This is a genomic window from Streptococcus oralis (assembly GCF_004127215.1).
In the GTDB taxonomy this organism is placed as follows: domain Bacteria; phylum Bacillota; class Bacilli; order Lactobacillales; family Streptococcaceae; genus Streptococcus; species Streptococcus oralis_BD.
Genome location: NZ_QEWJ01000006.1, coordinates 16,319 through 32,504 on the forward strand (window position 1 = coordinate 16,319; position 16,186 = coordinate 32,504).

The following is a 16,186-nucleotide window of genomic DNA, read 5'->3' on the forward strand; positions in this document are numbered from 1 at the left end:
TTTTGACTTTATTATATTAGTTGAGTTATGGCAGAGTACTTTCTCTCAGAGTCAGTCTAGTTCCCAGCATAGTTAGGCTAGGAATTTTCCGACCATGAAGAACTTCCTTGTTAAGAATATCCATACTTGCTCGGCCCATCTCCTCAGTATAGACTGTGATGCTAGATAGGGGAGGATAGACTTGCTTGGTCAGGCTAGTATCGTTAAAAGAAATGAGACTGACACGGTCTGGCAGGCTGATTCCAGCTTCTTGAAGGGCACGGAGGGCACCGATGGCTAAACTATCGCTGGCTGCGAAAAATGCTGGGGGGAGTTGATCACCCAACTTGTGAATAGCCTCCTTCATCAAGTCATAGCCAGACTGGGCAGTAAAGCTACCTTGAAAGACCAGTTTATCATGGTAGATGCCTTTTGATAGAGAGTAGTTTTTAAAATGTTCTAGGCGTTTATCCTGGATGATTTCTTCTTGATCGGTGGTTTCTTCAAGGCCAGTGAGAATCCCGATGCGATCCAGCCCTTGACTGACGAAGTGATTGACAACTTGTTTCACAGCAGTGTAAAAGTCGGTTATAATACAGGTATGGCCTAGTGAGAGGGTATCGCTGTCTATAAAGACTAAAGGTTTTTGGTATTCTTCAAAGGCAGAAATCTGAGCTCGGCTGAACTTTCCAATACAGAGTATCCCGATTACTTCCTCACTCAGTGTAAAAGGATGGTCGTTAAAATAGCGCAAGATATCATAGTCCAACTCTTGGGCTCTCTTTTCAATACCGAGACGAATCTGATAATAGTAAAGATCATCAAGCTCCCCCTGCTCGCTGACCCATTGGATAATGGCAATCTTTTGCTTGGGTTTGTGGGATTCGCCTGTCTTGAGATGCTTGGTATAGCCCAGCTCTTCAGCAACGGTTAATATACGGTGTCTGGTTTCCTCTGTAACAGATAGACTCTGGTCGCGATTGAGGACACGAGATACGGTCGCGATAGAGACAGAGGCTAGCTGTGCGATGTCTTTTAAGGTAGCCATAAATCCTCCTCCTTTTAGGTTAGTATATCATATTTTTCTGCTTTTTACTGATAGTTTAGTAAAAGTTTAGTAAAAAGGATTGACCTTGGTAAAAGCCTTAGATACAATAGAAGAAAACGATTACACGTTAAGGTGACTTAACGGACAGTCAAAGGAGAATTCATATGACACAACATCTTACTACTGAAGCCCTTCGCAAAGACTTTCTTGCCGTTTTTGGTCAAGAAGCAGACCAAACCTTCTTTTCACCAGGGCGTATCAATTTGATTGGTGAACACACGGACTACAACGGTGGGCACGTTTTTCCGGCGGCTATTTCCTTGGGAACTTATGGGGCGGCTCGCAAGCGTGACGACCAAGTCTTGCGTTTCTACTCAGCCAACTTTGAGGACAAAGGTATCATCGAAGTTCCTCTTGCTGACCTCAAATTTGAAAAAGAGCACAGCTGGACCAATTATCCAAAAGGGGTCCTTCATTTCTTGCAAGAAGCTGGGCACGTCATTGACAAAGGTTTTGATTTTTATGTCTTTGGGAATATCCCAAATGGTGCTGGCTTGTCTTCTTCAGCATCCTTGGAACTTTTGACAGGGGTCGTGGCAGAGCATCTCTTTGATTTAAAATTAGACCGTTTGGATTTGGTAAAAATCGGGAAACAAACAGAAAACAACTTTATCGGAGTCAACTCTGGTATCATGGACCAGTTTGCTATCGGTATGGGAGCTGACCAACGTGCTATTTACCTAGATACTAATACTTTGGAGTACGACTTGGTGCCACTTGATTTGAAGGACAATGTCGTTGTCATCATGAATACTAACAAGCGCCGTGAATTGGCGGATTCTAAATATAATGAACGCCGTGCTGAGTGTGAAAAAGCTGTGGAAGAATTGCAAGTTGCCTTGGATATTCAGACCTTGGGTGAATTGGATGAGTGGGCCTTTGACCAATACAGCTACCTGATTAAAGACGAAAATCGTTTGAAACGTGCTCGCCATGCTGTGCTTGAAAACCAACGTACCCTCAAAGCCCAAGCAGCCCTTCAAGCAGGTGATTTGGAAACATTTGGTCGCTTGATGAATGCTTCTCACGCTTCTCTGGAGCATGACTACGAAGTAACTGGCTTGGAATTGGATACTCTTGTTCACACAGCTTGGGCTCAAGAAGGTGTTCTTGGTGCTCGTATGACAGGGGCAGGTTTTGGCGGATGTGCCATTGCCTTGGTGCAAAAAGACACTGTTGAGGCCTTTAAAGAAGCTGTAGGCAAACACTACGAGGAAGTAGTTGGATACGCTCCAAGCTTCTATATCGCTGAAGTTGCAGGTGGCACTCGCATCCTTGACTAGTCCAAAGGAGGCTCTATGGTGACCTTAGTAGATAAATTTGTAACACACGTCATTTCTGAAAGTTCATTTGAGGAAATGGATCGAATCTACCTGATCAATCGTGTTTTGGCACGAGTGGGAGAAGGTGTTTTGGAAATTGAGACGGATCTGGATAAAGTGATTGATCTCAAGGACCAGCTGGTCGAGGAAGCCGTTCGATTAGAGATGATTGAGGATAGTCAGACTGCGCGTGAAATCCTTGGTGCTGAATTGATGGACTTGGTAACCCCTTGCCCAAGTCAGGTCAATCGTGACTTTTGGACAACCTATGCCCACTCTCCTGAGCAAGCGATAGCGGACTTTTACCAACTCAGTCAGAAGAATGACTACATCAAACTCAAGGCCATTGCTAAAAATATTGCTTATCGTGTACCGTCTGACTACGGAGAACTTGAGATCACTATCAACCTCTCTAAGCCTGAAAAAGATCCTAAGGAGATTGCGGCAGCTAAGTTGGTGCAAGCTAGCAATTATCCCCAGTGTCAACTGTGTCTAGAGAATGAAGGCTACCATGGTCGGGTCAACCATCCAGCTCGTAGCAATCACCGAATTATCCGTTTTGAAATGGCGGGTCAGGAGTGGGGCTTCCAGTATTCGCCCTATGCTTACTTTAATGAGCATTGTATTTTCTTAGATGGTCAGCATCGTCCCATGGCCATTAGTCGTCAGAGTTTTGAGCGTTTGTTGGCTATAGTAGAGCAGTTTCCGGGATATTTTGCGGGCTCAAATGCCGACTTGCCGATTGTGGGAGGCTCTATTCTAACTCATGATCACTATCAGGGGGGGCGACATGTTTTTCCTATGGAATTGGCTCCTTTGCAAAAGACCTTCCGATTTGCTGGTTTTGAACAGGTAAAGGCTGGGATTGTCAAGTGGCCTATGTCAGTGTTGCGTTTGACGTCGGATTCCAAAGAGGATTTGATCAACTTGGCTGACAAGATTTTGCAGGAATGGCGTCAGTATTCAGATCCTGCAGTGCAGATTTTAGCAGAGACAGACGGGACACCGCATCACACTATCACACCGATTGCGCGTAAGCGTGATGGACAGTTTGAGTTGGACTTAGTCTTGCGGGACAATCAGACATCGCTAGAACATCCTGATGGCATCTATCATCCCCACAAGGATGTCCAACATATCAAGAAGGAAAATATCGGCTTGATTGAGGTCATGGGCTTGGCTATCCTGCCACCACGTCTGAAAGCAGAAGTGGAGCAAGTAGCTAGCTATCTTGTAGGAGAAGGTGATGCAGTTACAGACTATCATCAGGAATGGGCAGACCAACTCAAAGTCCAACATTCAGACCTGACGGGTAAAGAAAAAGCCCTTGAAATCGTTAAGGACTCTGTGGGTGCTATCTTTGCTCGTGTACTTGAGGATGCAGGAGTCTACAAGCAAACGGAACAGGGACAGGTAGCCTTTATGCGCTTTGTTGATCAGGTCGGCATTTTGCCAGACTAGGAGCTTTTTCCTTGCGCAGTCCTATAAAAAGTAGTATCATAGTGTCGTTTGAACTATCAGGAGGAAACGATGAAAGATTTTCATTTTGACGCTATATCTGCCTTTGAAAATTACGAAATAGAAAAAATGAGAGATGGTCAGGTTGTAGTGACGACCAAAGTGGTGGACTCGTCACTCAACTACTATGGCAATGCCCATGGTGGCTATCTCTTCACCCTTTGTGACCAAATCAGTGGTTTGGTGGTCATCTCGCTGGGGCTTGATGGAGTGACACTCCAATCCTCTATCAACTACCTCAAAGCAGGAAAACTTGACGATGTGCTGACCATTAAAGGAGAATGTGTCCACCAAGGTCGTACAACCTGTGTCGTGGATGTGGATATCACCAATCAAGAGGGCAGAAATGTCTGCAAAGCAACCTTTACCATGTTTGTCACAGGCCAGCGGTCAGAAGAAAGACAGGTAAGGATATAAAGAAAGGTGAGTGGGATAAATTTATCTCACTCATTTTTAATTTATGAGATATGTTAGAAGGAAATATAAAAGAGAGTGATGAAATACAAATGTAATAGGTACATATTGTGGTATACTAGTTATAGTAGATTTTAATTGCTTATATCGAGTGAATTCTCATATTAGTGAGGAATTTTTAAATGGAATTACACTTTAATTTAGAATTAGTAGAAACCTATAAAAGTAATAGCCAAAAGGCACGTATCTTAACGGAGGATTGGGTTTATCGTCAGTCTTATTGCCCTAATTGTGGGAACAATCCCTTAAATCATTTTGAAAATAATCGGCCTGTAGCAGATTTTTACTGTAATCATTGTAGTGAGGAGTTTGAACTAAAGAGCAAAAAAGGAAATTTTTCATCAACAATCAATGATGGTGCTTATGCAACGATGATGGAGCGTGTTCAGGCAGATAATAATCCTAATTTCTTTTTTTTAACTTATACAAAAAATTTTGAGGTAAATAATTTTCTGGTTCTTCCAAAGCAATTTGTTACACCGAAATCAATTATTCAAAGGAAGCCACTTGCTCCAACTGCTAGACGAGCAGGTTGGATTGGTTGTAACATTGATTTATCACAAGTACCTTCTAAAGGAAGAATATTTCTTGTGAAAAATGGACAAGTTAGAGATCCAGAAAAAGTTACAAAAGAATTTAAGCAAAGTTTATTTTTAAGGAAGAACTCTCTTTCAGTAAGAGGTTGGACAATAGAAATTCTAAATTGTATAGATAAGATAGAGGGTTCAGAATTTACCCTTGAAGATATGTATCGTTTTGAAAGTGACCTAAAAAATATCTTTGTTAAGAACAATCATATCAAAGAAAAGATTAGGCAACAGCTTCAAATATTAAGAGACAAAGAAATAATAGAATTTAAAGGTAGAGGAAAGTATCGGAAATTATGAAAACGAAACAACTTGTTGCATCAGAAGAGGTGTATGATTTCTTAAAAGTCATCTGGCCTGATTATGAAACAGAGAGTAATTATGAAAACTTATGTGTAATGGTTTATACTTTATCAGACCCTGATTGTGTGAGGTGGTTATCTGAAAATATGGAGTTTGGTGATGAGAAACAACTTTCTTTATTGAATAAAAAATATAGCTGGGAATATGGAGATGAATTACCAGAGTGGTTGGAAAGCCCAAAACATAGATTATTGCTAATAAGTGAGTTATTGGAGAGAAACTTAAGATGAAAAAGTATACTATAGAAATTACTGAAACTCTAACCCGTTTAGTGAGTATAGAAGCTGAAGATAAGTATGAAGCTGAACGTATTGTAAGAGAAAAGTATAAGAGTTGTGAAATTGTTCTTGATGCAGATGATTTTCAGGACTATGAGACTAGTATATATGAGTAGATGTTTTTATTTTGTCACACAAAAAAGAGGTTCCCACCTCTTTTTTCTTATTTCTTTTTCCGATTTAATACGGCATTGAGTACAATGGCTAGTAGGCTGGCTACGACGATTCCGTTTGAGAAGAACATTTGGAAGGCTGTAGGCATGCTGACAAAGAGATTGCTATTGTTGAGTCCGACACCTGCAGCAATGGAGACAGCTGCGATAAGGAAGTTGTGTTCATTGTTAGCAAAGTCAACGCGAGCGAGGATTTGCATTCCTTGAAGGGAAACAAATCCAAACATCACCAGCATGGCACCTCCAAGGACAGGGCTTGGAATGATTTGGGCAAGGGCGCCAAACTTAGGTAGGAGTCCAAGGAGGACTAGGAAACCAGCTGCGTAGTAGATTGGCAGACGGGTCTTGATACCAGACAATTTGACCAAGCCAACGTTTTGTGAAAATCCTGTGTAAGGGAAGGTGTTAAAGATTCCTCCGAGAAGTACAGCCAAGCCTTCTGCGCGGTAACCATTGCGAAGGCGCGTGCTGTCGATAGGGTCGTTGGTAATATCTGACAAGGCTAGGTAAACACCAGTAGACTCAACCATAGACACCGTTGCGATGATACACATCATGACAATAGAGGAGATTTCAAAAGTCGGTACACCAAAGTAGAGTGGAGTTGGGACATGGACAAGCGGTGCTGCCGCAACAGGCGAGAAGTCCACCAATCCCATGGTAGCAGCGATGGCAGTTCCGACAACCAAGCCAATCAAAATAGAGATGGACTTGATAAATCCTTTGGTAAAGATGTTAATCAAGAGGATAATCAGAACAGTGATAGTAGCAAGCAAGAGACTTTGACCAGTTGGCTCTGGAACGTTATTTCCCATATTTCCAATAGCGACAGGAATCAAGGTCAATCCAATCGTGGTAATGACTGATCCTGTTACGATAGAAGGGAAAAGATTGGCCACTTTTGAGAAGATGCCTGAAATCAGAACCACATAAATCCCTGAAACGATAAGGGCACCAAACATAGCACCGCTACCGTGGCTCTGACCAATCATAATCAAAGGAGCGACTGACTGGAAGGCAACTCCGAGAACAACTGGAAGTCCAATCCCAAAGTATTTATTGAGTTGGAGTTGGAGGAAGGTCGCCACCCCACACATGAAGATATCTGTGGAGATTAGGTAGGTCAACTGTTCAGCTGAATAGCCAAGAGCTGTCGCAATCATAATAGGAACTAGGATAGAGCCTGAGTACATGGCTAGTAAGTGCTGTAAGCCAAGAACGGCTGCTTGCGAGTGTTTTTCTTGTTTTTGCATTAGAGATCTGCCTCCTTAAATACGACCTGACCGTTTTCAAAACGTTCCAAACGAGCGAGTGATAGAACTGGATAGCCAGCTTTTTCAAGCAAATCACGACCATCCTGGAAGGATTTTTCGATAACAATACCGATGGCTTCGACTTTAGCTCCGGCCTGTTCGATGATTTGGATCAAGCCTTTGGCGGCTTGGCCATTGGCTAGGAAATCATCGATAATCAAGACCTTATCATCTGGTGAGAGGAATTTCCCAGCGATGGAAACGGTGCTGGTCACCTGCTTGGTAAAGGAGTAAACCTCAGCAGTTAAGATGCCTTCATTCATGGTGATGTTTTTAGCTTTCTTGGCGAAAATCATAGGGACATCTAAGGCTTCAGCTGTAAAAACAGCTGGGGCAATGCCTGAAGCTTCAATGGTCACGACCTTGGTAATGCCAGCAGAAGCGAATTTTTCCGCAAAAACTTTACCAATCTCCCGCATCAAACGATAGTCAACTTGATGGGTTAAAAAGGAATCTACCTTGAGGATGTTGTCACCCAAGATATGCCCATCCTGAAGGATGCGCTCTTCTAATAATTTCATAAGACCTCCTAAAGTCTAAACTCTTTTGTGTTTTTCTATCGCCTTTATCATCTCTAAAAAGGGCTAGAAAAAAGGACCTACTTAACAGATAAGCAAGCCCTTCAAATAGGCATGGCAAAAACATACCTTCAACAGACTTACTCATTGTTAGGTGTTCCGGCACCTTGTAGAAACGTCGTGCCAATTCACGACATAAACAAGTAAAATGCTACTATAGTTAAACACGATAGCGTTAATGTCATTATTTTACACCAAATAGCTTTAGAAATCAAATATTTTGTTAGCGTTTGAGTAGAAAAAGCGAACGAATAAAAACCTACAACACGATACGGTATTGCAGGTTTCTATACTTCACTTCTATTCGCTAAATCTTAAAAAATAGCCGTCTGGATCCAAAACTGCAAATTCGTGAGGATAGATATAGTGATCTCCAACACGAAATGTTCTCTTGATCAGCGGACGATGGATAGGATAGTTGGCTTCGATCACTTTTTGATAAAGTTGTGGGACATCCTTTATACCAAAGGATAGGTTGACACCTTTTCCAAAAGGGTAGGTAAGGTTAGCCAGTTCCTCAGGGGTTCCTTCCTCTAGCATTAGTTGGCACTCTTCAAGAGAAAGAAAGAGGAAGTTTTCTTCTGGACGATCGTATTCGATCCTAAAACCGAGTAAATCGCAGTAGAAGGAACGAGACTGTTCGATATTCGATACCATAAACTCGGGAATAACTGCATTGTAGTTCATCGTGAAAATCCTTAAAGTTCAATTTCCAATACAATCGGTGTATGGTCTTGACGCGCACCTGAGTCAATCATGTCAGACTTGGTCACCTTGTCAGCCACGCGGTTGCTAGTCAGCCAGTAGTCGATTCTCCAGCCTGTATTGTTGATTTTAGAAGTCTTGCTGCGTTGTGCCCACCAAGTGTAGCGTTCTGGAACATCGCCATGAATATGGCGGAAGGTATCCGTAAATCCAGTTGCCAAAAGGTTGGTAAATCCAGCACGTTCCTCGTCGGTAAATCCTGGTGAACGGCGGTTGCTGGCAGGGTTTGCAAGGTCGATTTCCTTGTGGGCTACATTGTAGTCACCCGTTGCAAGGACTGGTTTTTGTTCATCCAGTGATGCCAAGTATTCGGCGTATTTGACATCCCAGACTTGGCGTTCTTCCAAGCGTTTCAAACCATCTCCAGCGTTTGGTGTGTATACTTGGGTTACGAAAAATTCATCAAATTCTAGAGTGATGATACGGCCTTCCAAGTCCATGGTAGACGGAGCACCGATTTCTGGGAAAGTGACAGTGGGTGTGAGTTCTTTCTTATAGAGGAACATGGTTCCAGCATAGCCTTTACGAGCAGGCTCTTGGGAAGAGCGCCACGTGTTTTCGTAGCCTGGGAAGAGTTTTTCTAAAATTTCCAAGTGTTTCTTTGTAGGCCCTTTGGCAGAAAGTTTGGTTTCTTGGATAGCGATAATATCGGCATTTTCAGCTACCAAGGTTTGTAGGACTTCCTGTGACAGTTTGGCGCGAGCAGAGTCACTCGTTAGGGCAGCATTGAGGGAATCAATATTCCATGAGATGAGTTTCATAAAGTTACCTTTTTCATTGAGATTACAGACTATATTATACCAAAAAAAGGCGCATTTCCCCAACGTATGGTTTGAAAAATCACCCTCTTTCGTTTATAATGAAGAGTGATTTTATGAAAGGGAGTAAAACTATATGAAATTCTACTCTTATGACTATGTCCTCAGCCAAATCGGTCAGCAAAATGGCATCATGATTGGCTTTGGGATCGTCTTATTAGCTGTTACAGGATTTTTTGCTTTTAAAGCCTATCGAGATAAAAAGGGGACTAAGTTTCGGGAATTGGTCATGATTTTGGCCTTGACCTTGGTGGCCATGCTTTTGGTGACAATCTCAAAATACCAGACCAATCAAGCCTCTAACAACCAATTTCAAACCTCCCTTCATTTCATAGAGGTTGTTTCCAAAGACTTGGGAGTGGATAAATCAGAAGTTTATGTCAATACTTCTGCAGCCACTGATGGAGCGCTTGTCAAGGTAGGTCCAAATTTCTACCGCGCCATGAACGGGAGCCAACCAGACAAGTATCTTTTAGAGAAATTAGAATTGAATCAAACAGACGCTATTGAATTGGTGGAGGTAAACAAATGACACTCAATTATATGGAAATTTTAATCAAACTGGCCCTGGGTCTTTTCTCTCTTGTTTTTGTTATTAATGTGACAGGAAAGGGGAATCTAGCACCTAACTCTGCTATAGACCAAATTCAGAACTATGTTCTTGGTGGTATCATCGGTGGGGTGATTTACAATAGTTCAATCAGTATTCTGCAGTACGCAGTGATTTTGATGATGTGGACGATTTTGGTCTTGACCCTCAAGTGGCTCAATAACAATGTTCGTTTTGTCAAACGCTTGATTGATGGAAAACCAACTCTCCTTATCAAAAATGGGCAGATTGACCCAGAAGCCTGTCGTTCAGTTGGTTTGTCTGCAGCAGAAGTTGCTCTCAAACTTCGTAGCCAAGGGATTTTCCAGATGAAACAGGTCAAATGCGCTGTGCAGGAGCAAAATGGCCAACTCATCGTGGTCCAAATAGGAGATGAAAATCCTAAGTATCCAGTTGTGACTGACGGTGTGATCCAAGTCGATGTCTTGGAGTCGATTGGTCGTAGCGAAGAGTGGTTGCTTGATAATCTCAGCAAACAAGGACATGACAATGTAGCCAATATCTTTATCGCTGAGTATGACAAGGGTGTCGTCTCAGTCGTAACCTATGAATAAGAAAAACCTGGGGTCTTGGCCTCAGGTTTCAATTTGCAATCAGAAAGGGATTTTATGTCCATTATTCAAAAACTTTGGTGGTTTTTCAAGTTAGAAAAACACCGTTATTTAGTCGGGATTGTGGCCCTGATCTTGGTTTCCGTCCTCAATCTTATTCCCCCTATGGTTATGGGGCGGGTCATCGATGCCATCACATCGGGGAAATTAACCCAGCAGGACCTCCTTTTTGACCTATTTTACTTGCTTCTTGCGGCCTTTGGGATGTACTATCTGCGCTATGTTTGGCGTATGTATATCCTTGGAACTTCCTACCGTTTGGGGCAGATTATGCGATCTCGCTTGTTTGAGCATTTTACAAAAATGTCTCCAGCCTTTTATCAGACCTATCGGACGGGGGACCTGATGGCGCATGCAACCAACGATATCAATGCCTTGACTCGTCTGGCAGGGGGAGGGGTTATGTCAGCGGTTGATGCCTCAATCACAGCTTTAGTGACCTTGCTGACCATGCTCTTTAGCATTTCTTGGCAAATGACTCTGGTTGCCATTTTACCCCTGCCTTTCATGGCTTATGCGACCAGTCGTCTAGGGAGAAAGACCCACAAGGCCTTTGGCGAATCCCAAGCTGCCTTTTCCGAACTTAATAACAAGGTACAGGAGTCTGTATCAGGTATTAAAGTGACCAAGTCTTTCGGTTACCAGGCGGACGAGTTGAAGTCCTTTCAGGCAGTCAATGAATTGACCTTCCAGAAGAACCTGCAAACCATGAAATACGATAGTCTCTTTGACCCTATGGTTCTCTTATTTGTTGGTTCATCCTATGTGTTAACCCTCTTGGTCGGCTCCTTGATGGTTCAGGAGGGACAGATTACAGTTGGTAATCTAGTTACCTTTATCAGCTATTTGGATATGCTAGTTTGGCCTCTTATGGCCATCGGCTTCCTCTTTAATATTACCCAGCGAGGGAAGGTTTCCTATCAGCGGATTGAGGAACTTTTGTCTCAGGAATCACCTGTACAAGACCCTGAGTTTCCTTTAGATGGTATTGAAAATGGACGCTTAGAGTACGATATTGACAGCTTTGCTTTTGAAAATGAGGAAACACTGACAAATGTTCACTTTAGTTTGGAAAAAGGGCAAACTCTGGGTTTGGTTGGTCAGACAGGATCTGGGAAAACGTCCTTGATCAAACTCCTCTTGCGTGAATACGATGTGGATAAGGGAGCTATTTACCTAAATGGTCATGATATTCGAGACTATCGTTTGACAGATCTTCGTAGTCTTATGGGCTATGTCCCTCAGGACCAGTTCCTCTTTGCGACCTCTATCTTAGACAATATCCGCTTTGGAAATCCTAACTTGCCCCTTTCAGCGGTCGAGGAAGCGACTAAGCTAGCCCAAGTTTACCAAGACATTGTAGCCATGCCTCAGGGCTTTGATACGTTGATTGGTGAAAAGGGAGTCAGTCTTTCTGGTGGGCAAAAGCAACGTCTGGCCATGAGTCGGGCGATGATTTTAGACCCTGATATCTTGATTTTGGATGATTCCTTGTCAGCCGTGGATGCCAAGACAGAGTATGCGATTATTGACAATCTCAAGGAGACGCGCAAGGACAAGACAACCATTATCACGGCTCATCGCCTGAGTGCAGTTGTCCATGCAGATTTGATTTTAGTCCTGCAAAATGGTCAAATCATCGAACGAGGTACACACGATGACTTATTAGCTTTGGATGGCTGGTATGCCCAGACCTACCAGTCTCAACAGTTGGAAATGAAAGGAGAAGAAGATGCAGAATAAACAAGAACAATGGACTGTATTGAAGCGCTTGATGTCTTATCTCAAGCCTTATGGGCTCCTTACCTTTTTGGCACTCAGTTTTCTCCTAGCGACGACGGTCATTAAAAGTGTCATTCCCCTTGTGGCTTCCCACTTTATTGACCAGTATCTGAGCAATCTCAACCAACTCGCTGTGACCGTTTTGCTGGCCTACTATGTTCTATATATCCTGCAAACTGTAGTTCAGTATGTCGGCAATCTTCTTTTTGCGAGGGTGTCCTACAGCATCGTTAGGGATATTCGTCGAGATGCCTTTGCCAATATGGAAAAATTAGGCATGTCTTATTTTGACCAGACACCAGCAGGCTCTATCGTCTCTCGTTTGACAAATGATACTGAGACCATCAGTGATATGTTTTCGGGGATTCTATCCAGCTTTATCTCAGCAGTATTTATCTTTCTGACAACCCTTTACACTATGTTGGTGCTGGATTTTCGTTTGACTGCTTTAGTCTTGCTCTTTCTCCCCTTGATTTTTCTTTTGGTCAATCTCTATCGGAAAAAGTCAGTTAAGATTATTGAGAAAACCAGAAGTCTCTTATCAGATATCAATAGTAAGCTAGCAGAAAGTATCGAAGGAATTAGGATTATCCAGGCCTTTAATCAGGAGAAGCGCCTGCAGGCAGAATTTGATGACATCAACCAAGAACACTTGGTCTACGCCAACCGTTCTGTAGCCTTGGACGCCCTCTTTTTACGTCCTGCCATGAGTTTACTGAAACTCCTAGGCTACACCGTTTTGATGGCTTACTTTGGTTACCGTGGTCTTTCAATCGGGATAACAGCAGGAACCATGTATGCCTTTATCCAGTACATCAACCGTCTCTTTGATCCTCTGATTGAGGTGACGCAAAACTTTTCAACCCTTCAAACGTCCATGGTGTCTGCAGGTCGTGTTTTTGCCTTGATTGATGAGAGGACCTATGAGCCTCTTCAAGAAAATGGGCAAGCCAAAATCAAAGAGGGCAATATCCGTTTTGAACATGTGTGTTTCTCATATGACGGCAAACATCCGATTCTGGATGATATTTCCTTTTCTGTTAACAAGGGCGAAACCATTGCCTTTGTAGGTCATACAGGTTCGGGGAAATCTTCGATTATCAATGTCCTCATGCGTTTTTATGAATTTCAGTCAGGCCGAGTTCTCTTGGATGGTGTGGATATTAGGGACTACAGTCAGGAAGAGCTGAGAAAGAACATCGGTCTGGTCTTGCAGGATCCCTTCCTCTATCACGGGACTATCAAGTCCAATATCGCCATGTATCAAGATCTTAGTGATGAAGAGGTCCAGGCTGCGGCTGCCTTTGTGGATGCAGATTCCTTTATTCAGGACCTTCCGCAGGGTTACGACTCCCCTGTTTCTGAGCGTGGTTCGAGCTTTTCTACTGGACAGCGCCAGCTTCTTGCCTTCGCCAGAACAGTCGCTAGTCAGCCTAAAATCCTGATTTTGGATGAAGCGACAGCCAATATTGACTCTGAAACAGAAAGTTTGGTCCAAGATTCCCTAGCTAAGATGAGACAGGGGCGGACGACCATTGCCATCGCTCATCGCCTTTCGACCATCCAGGACGCCAACTGCATTTATGTCTTGGATAAGGGGCGCATCATCGAGAGTGGAACCCATGAGGAACTCTTGGCCTTGGAAGGAACCTATCACAAGATGTATAGCTTGCAGGCAGGAGCTATGTCCTAATACTCTTTGAAAATCTATTCTAACCACGTCAGCTTTATCTGCAACCTCAAAGGTGTACTTTGAGCAGCCTGTGGCTAGCCTCCTAGTTTGCGTTTCGATTTTCATTGAGTATAAGAAGGAAATTCTTTAAATTACAGATTTCTTGCACCGCCTTTTCCATTTTGTGGTATAATGAAAAATGTTGACAAATAGTATAATAAAAACAAAGGAGAAACAGCATGCTGAAATGGGAAGACTTGCCCGTGGAAATGCAATCAAGCGAGGTTGAGTCTTACTACCAGCTTGTCTCTAAAAGGAAGGGTTCGCTGATTTTCAAGCGTTGTCTGGACTGGGTTCTGGCCTTGGTTTTACTACTTTTGACTTCTCCCATCTTTCTTATCTTGAGCATTTGGATCAAGTTGGATAGCAAGGGAGCTGTCATTTACAAGCAAGAGCGCGTGACCCAGTACAACCGTCCGTTCAAGATTTGGAAGTTCCGTACTATGGTAACAGATGCGGATAAAAAAGGAAGCCTGGTGACTTCTGCTAACGATAGTCGCATTACCAAGGTTGGAAATTTCATCCGCCGTGTGCGCTTGGACGAACTGCCTCAGTTGGTCAATGTCCTTAAAGGTGAGATGTCCTTTGTTGGAACAAGACCTGAGGTGCCACGCTACACGGAGCAGTATAGTCCTGAAATGATGGCGACCTTGCTCTTACCAGCCGGAATCACCTCTCCAGCTAGTATCAACTACAAGGATGAGGACACCATTATCAGTCAAATGACGGAGAAAGGTCTGTCAGTTGACCAGGCCTATGTCGAACACGTCCTTCCTGAAAAGATGCGCTATAACCTCGCCTATCTCCGAGAGTTTAGTTTCCTTGGAGACATCAAAATCATGTTTCAAACCGTGTTTGAGGTACTAAAATAAAGTAGTCATGAGAAAATGAGTACAGATAAAAGGAGCAAATCAATGCCAAATTACAATATTCCATTTTCACCACCCGATATTACCGAAGCTGAAATTGCTGAAGTAGCGGATACCCTACGTTCTGGTTGGATCACAACAGGTCCTAAGACAAAAGAACTGGAGCGTCGCTTGTCCCAATACACACAGACACCTAAGACTGTCTGCCTCAACTCTGCGACTGCGGCTCTTGAGTTGATTTTACGTGTTTTGGAAGTGGGACCAGGTGATGAAGTCATCGTTCCAGCCATGACCTATACAGCTTCATGTAGTGTCATCACACACGTAGGAGCAACACCTGTCATGGTGGATATTCAAGCAGATACGTTTGAGATGGACTATGACTTGCTTGAGCAAGCTATTACTGAAAAAACCAAGGTGATCATCCCAGTAGACCTTGCAGGGATTGTTTGCAACTATGACCGTTTGTTCCAAGTTGTGGAAAACAAACGTGACTTGTTTGTAGCGTCTAGCAAGTGGCAAAAAGCCTTTAACCGTATTGTCATTGTCTCAGACAGTGCACATGCTTTGGGATCTACTTATAAAGGACAACCGGCTGGTTCCATCGCTGACTTTACATCATTCTCATTCCATGCCGTTAAGAACTTTACAACGGCTGAGGGAGGAAGTGCCACTTGGAAAGCCAATCCAGCGATTGACGACGAAGAAATGTACAAGGAATTCCAAATCCTTTCCCTTCATGGTCAGACCAAAGATGCCCTTGCCAAGATGCAACTTGGCTCATGGGAATACGATATCGTAACCCCTGCCTACAAGTGCAACATGACGGATATCATGGCTTCCCTTGGTCTAGTACAATTGGATCGTTACCCTGTTTTGCTACAACGTCGTAAGGAAATCGTAGACCGTTATGATCGTGGTTTTGCTGGTTCTCGCATCCATCCATTAGCACACAAGACTGATACTGTCGAATCTTGTCGTCACCTCTACATCACACATGTTGAAGGAGCAAGCCTAGAAGAACGCAATCTCATCATCCAAGAATTGGCTAAAGCAGGAATTGCAAGTAACGTCCACTACAAACCGCTTCCACTCTTGACAGCCTATAAGAATCTTGGTTTTGATATGTCGAACTATCCTAAGGCCTATGCCTTCTTTGAAAATGAAATTACGCTCCCTCTTCACACGAAATTAAGCGATGAAGAAGTGGACTATATCATTGAGACTTTCAAAACAGTTTCTGAAAAAGTGCTAACTTTATCAAAAAAATCGTAAAAAAGTCTTGACAAAGATAGAACAATAACAT

15 protein-coding genes, 1 pseudogene and 1 riboswitch are annotated in these 16,186 nt (G+C 43.1%); of the genes and pseudogenes, 11 read left to right on the forward strand and 5 right to left on the reverse strand.

Annotated elements, in window-relative coordinates; all coding sequences use genetic code 11:
• Positions 1 to 25: 25 nt before the first annotated feature.
• A complete protein-coding gene (galR, locus tag DF216_RS05685) occupies positions 26 to 1,027 on the reverse strand; it encodes a DNA-binding transcriptional regulator GalR (RefSeq protein WP_129326228.1) in 1,002 nt (333 codons plus the stop codon).
• 164 nt (positions 1,028 to 1,191) lie between these two features.
• Between galR and DF216_RS05690 the strand changes: the two genes are divergently transcribed.
• From DF216_RS05690 to DF216_RS10950, 5 genes and pseudogenes are all read left to right on the forward strand, one after another.
• Positions 1,192 to 2,370, forward strand: coding sequence for a galactokinase (locus DF216_RS05690; RefSeq protein WP_129326229.1), 1,179 nt, complete (start codon positions 1,192 to 1,194; stop codon positions 2,368 to 2,370).
• Between the two features lie 18 nt (positions 2,371 to 2,388).
• On the forward strand, positions 2,389 to 3,870 hold the full coding sequence (locus DF216_RS05695; RefSeq protein WP_129326301.1) for a UDP-glucose--hexose-1-phosphate uridylyltransferase: 1,482 nt from the start codon (positions 2,389 to 2,391) through the stop codon (positions 3,868 to 3,870).
• Between the two features lie 69 nt (positions 3,871 to 3,939).
• Positions 3,940 to 4,344: a PaaI family thioesterase gene (locus DF216_RS05700; RefSeq protein WP_038804441.1), complete on the forward strand. Its 405-nt coding sequence runs from the start codon at positions 3,940 to 3,942 to the stop codon at positions 4,342 to 4,344.
• A 179-nt stretch (positions 4,345 to 4,523) separates the two neighbouring features.
• Positions 4,524 to 5,288, forward strand: a complete 765-nt coding sequence (locus DF216_RS05705) for a DpnI domain-containing protein (protein WP_061453317.1) — start codon at positions 4,524 to 4,526, stop codon at positions 5,286 to 5,288.
• A pseudogene (locus DF216_RS10950) lies at positions 5,285 to 5,745 on the forward strand (DpnD/PcfM family protein). The gene DF216_RS05705 and the pseudogene DF216_RS10950 overlap by 4 nt, the downstream one beginning before the upstream one ends.
• Before the next feature lie 47 nt (positions 5,746 to 5,792).
• On the opposite strand, the gene DF216_RS05720 reads toward DF216_RS10950, so the two are convergent.
• The 4 genes from DF216_RS05720 to DF216_RS05735 form a co-directional block, all read right to left on the reverse strand.
• The gene (locus DF216_RS05720) at positions 5,793 to 7,055 is read right to left on the reverse strand and encodes a nucleobase:cation symporter-2 family protein (protein WP_129326230.1); all 1,263 of its coding nucleotides are present in this window, start codon (positions 7,053 to 7,055) and stop codon (positions 5,793 to 5,795) included.
• Positions 7,055 to 7,636 carry a xanthine phosphoribosyltransferase gene (locus tag DF216_RS05725; RefSeq protein WP_129326231.1) on the reverse strand — a complete coding sequence of 194 codons (582 nt, stop codon included), beginning with the start codon at positions 7,634 to 7,636 and terminating at the stop codon, positions 7,055 to 7,057. Before DF216_RS05725 ends, DF216_RS05720 begins: the two co-directional genes overlap by 1 nt.
• A gap of 124 nt (positions 7,637 to 7,760) precedes the next feature.
• Positions 7,761 to 7,856, reverse strand: a riboswitch (purine riboswitch).
• 137 nt (positions 7,857 to 7,993) lie between these two features.
• Complete coding sequence (locus DF216_RS05730) at positions 7,994 to 8,380, reverse strand: bleomycin resistance protein (RefSeq protein WP_129326232.1); 387 nt, start codon at positions 8,378 to 8,380, stop codon at positions 7,994 to 7,996.
• 11 nt (positions 8,381 to 8,391) lie between these two features.
• A complete protein-coding gene (locus DF216_RS05735) occupies positions 8,392 to 9,219 on the reverse strand; it encodes an exodeoxyribonuclease III (protein WP_129326233.1) in 828 nt (275 codons plus the stop codon).
• A 133-nt stretch (positions 9,220 to 9,352) separates the two neighbouring features.
• Here DF216_RS05735 and DF216_RS05740 point away from each other — a divergent pair, with 133 nt between their 5' ends.
• The 6 genes from DF216_RS05740 to DF216_RS05770 all read left to right on the forward strand — a co-directional run bounded on the left by DF216_RS05740 (position 9,353) and on the right by DF216_RS05770 (position 16,155).
• Entirely contained in the window at positions 9,353 to 9,808 is a 456-nt protein-coding gene (locus DF216_RS05740; RefSeq protein ID WP_129326234.1) for a DUF3290 family protein, read from the forward strand.
• Positions 9,805 to 10,440, forward strand: coding sequence for a DUF421 domain-containing protein (locus DF216_RS05745; protein ID WP_038804936.1), 636 nt, complete (start codon positions 9,805 to 9,807; stop codon positions 10,438 to 10,440). The genes DF216_RS05740 and DF216_RS05745 overlap by 4 nt, the downstream gene beginning before the upstream one ends.
• A gap of 54 nt (positions 10,441 to 10,494) precedes the next feature.
• Positions 10,495 to 12,240, forward strand: a complete 1,746-nt coding sequence (locus DF216_RS05750; RefSeq protein WP_129326235.1) for an ABC transporter ATP-binding protein — start codon at positions 10,495 to 10,497, stop codon at positions 12,238 to 12,240.
• The gene (locus DF216_RS05755; protein ID WP_129326236.1) at positions 12,230 to 13,972 is read left to right on the forward strand and encodes an ABC transporter ATP-binding protein; all 1,743 of its coding nucleotides are present in this window, start codon (positions 12,230 to 12,232) and stop codon (positions 13,970 to 13,972) included. Before DF216_RS05750 ends, DF216_RS05755 begins: the two co-directional genes overlap by 11 nt.
• Positions 13,973 to 14,190: 218 nt before the next feature.
• Entirely contained in the window at positions 14,191 to 14,883 is a 693-nt protein-coding gene (locus tag DF216_RS05765) for a sugar transferase (protein ID WP_129326237.1), read from the forward strand.
• A 42-nt stretch (positions 14,884 to 14,925) separates the two neighbouring features.
• Positions 14,926 to 16,155: a DegT/DnrJ/EryC1/StrS family aminotransferase gene (locus tag DF216_RS05770; protein ID WP_129326238.1), complete on the forward strand. Its 1,230-nt coding sequence runs from the start codon at positions 14,926 to 14,928 to the stop codon at positions 16,153 to 16,155.
• The last annotated feature ends 31 nt before the right edge of the window (positions 16,156 to 16,186 follow it).

What these genes read in the sequence shown, in the direction of transcription:
- galR (WP_129326228.1), bottom strand. Translation starts at nt 1,027, where the DNA reads ATGGCTACCTTAAAAGACATCGCACAGCTAGCCTCTGTCTCTATCGCG.
- DF216_RS05690 (WP_129326229.1), top strand. Translation starts at nt 1,192, where the DNA reads ATGACACAACATCTTACTACTGAAGCCCTTCGCAAAGACTTTCTTGCC.
- DF216_RS05700 (WP_038804441.1), top strand. Translation starts at nt 3,940, where the DNA reads ATGAAAGATTTTCATTTTGACGCTATATCTGCCTTTGAAAATTACGAA.
- DF216_RS05705 (WP_061453317.1), top strand. Translation starts at nt 4,524, where the DNA reads ATGGAATTACACTTTAATTTAGAATTAGTAGAAACCTATAAAAGTAAT.
- DF216_RS05720 (WP_129326230.1), bottom strand. Translation starts at nt 7,055, where the DNA reads ATGCAAAAACAAGAAAAACACTCGCAAGCAGCCGTTCTTGGCTTACAG.
- DF216_RS05725 (WP_129326231.1), bottom strand. Translation starts at nt 7,636, where the DNA reads ATGAAATTATTAGAAGAGCGCATCCTTCAGGATGGGCATATCTTGGGT.
- DF216_RS05730 (WP_129326232.1), bottom strand. Translation starts at nt 8,380, where the DNA reads ATGAACTACAATGCAGTTATTCCCGAGTTTATGGTATCGAATATCGAA.
- DF216_RS05735 (WP_129326233.1), bottom strand. Translation starts at nt 9,219, where the DNA reads ATGAAACTCATCTCATGGAATATTGATTCCCTCAATGCTGCCCTAACG.
- DF216_RS05740 (WP_129326234.1), top strand. Translation starts at nt 9,353, where the DNA reads ATGAAATTCTACTCTTATGACTATGTCCTCAGCCAAATCGGTCAGCAA.
- DF216_RS05745 (WP_038804936.1), top strand. Translation starts at nt 9,805, where the DNA reads ATGACACTCAATTATATGGAAATTTTAATCAAACTGGCCCTGGGTCTT.
- DF216_RS05750 (WP_129326235.1), top strand. Translation starts at nt 10,495, where the DNA reads ATGTCCATTATTCAAAAACTTTGGTGGTTTTTCAAGTTAGAAAAACAC.
- DF216_RS05755 (WP_129326236.1), top strand. Translation starts at nt 12,230, where the DNA reads ATGCAGAATAAACAAGAACAATGGACTGTATTGAAGCGCTTGATGTCT.
- DF216_RS05765 (WP_129326237.1), top strand. Translation starts at nt 14,191, where the DNA reads ATGCTGAAATGGGAAGACTTGCCCGTGGAAATGCAATCAAGCGAGGTT.
- DF216_RS05770 (WP_129326238.1), top strand. Translation starts at nt 14,926, where the DNA reads ATGCCAAATTACAATATTCCATTTTCACCACCCGATATTACCGAAGCT.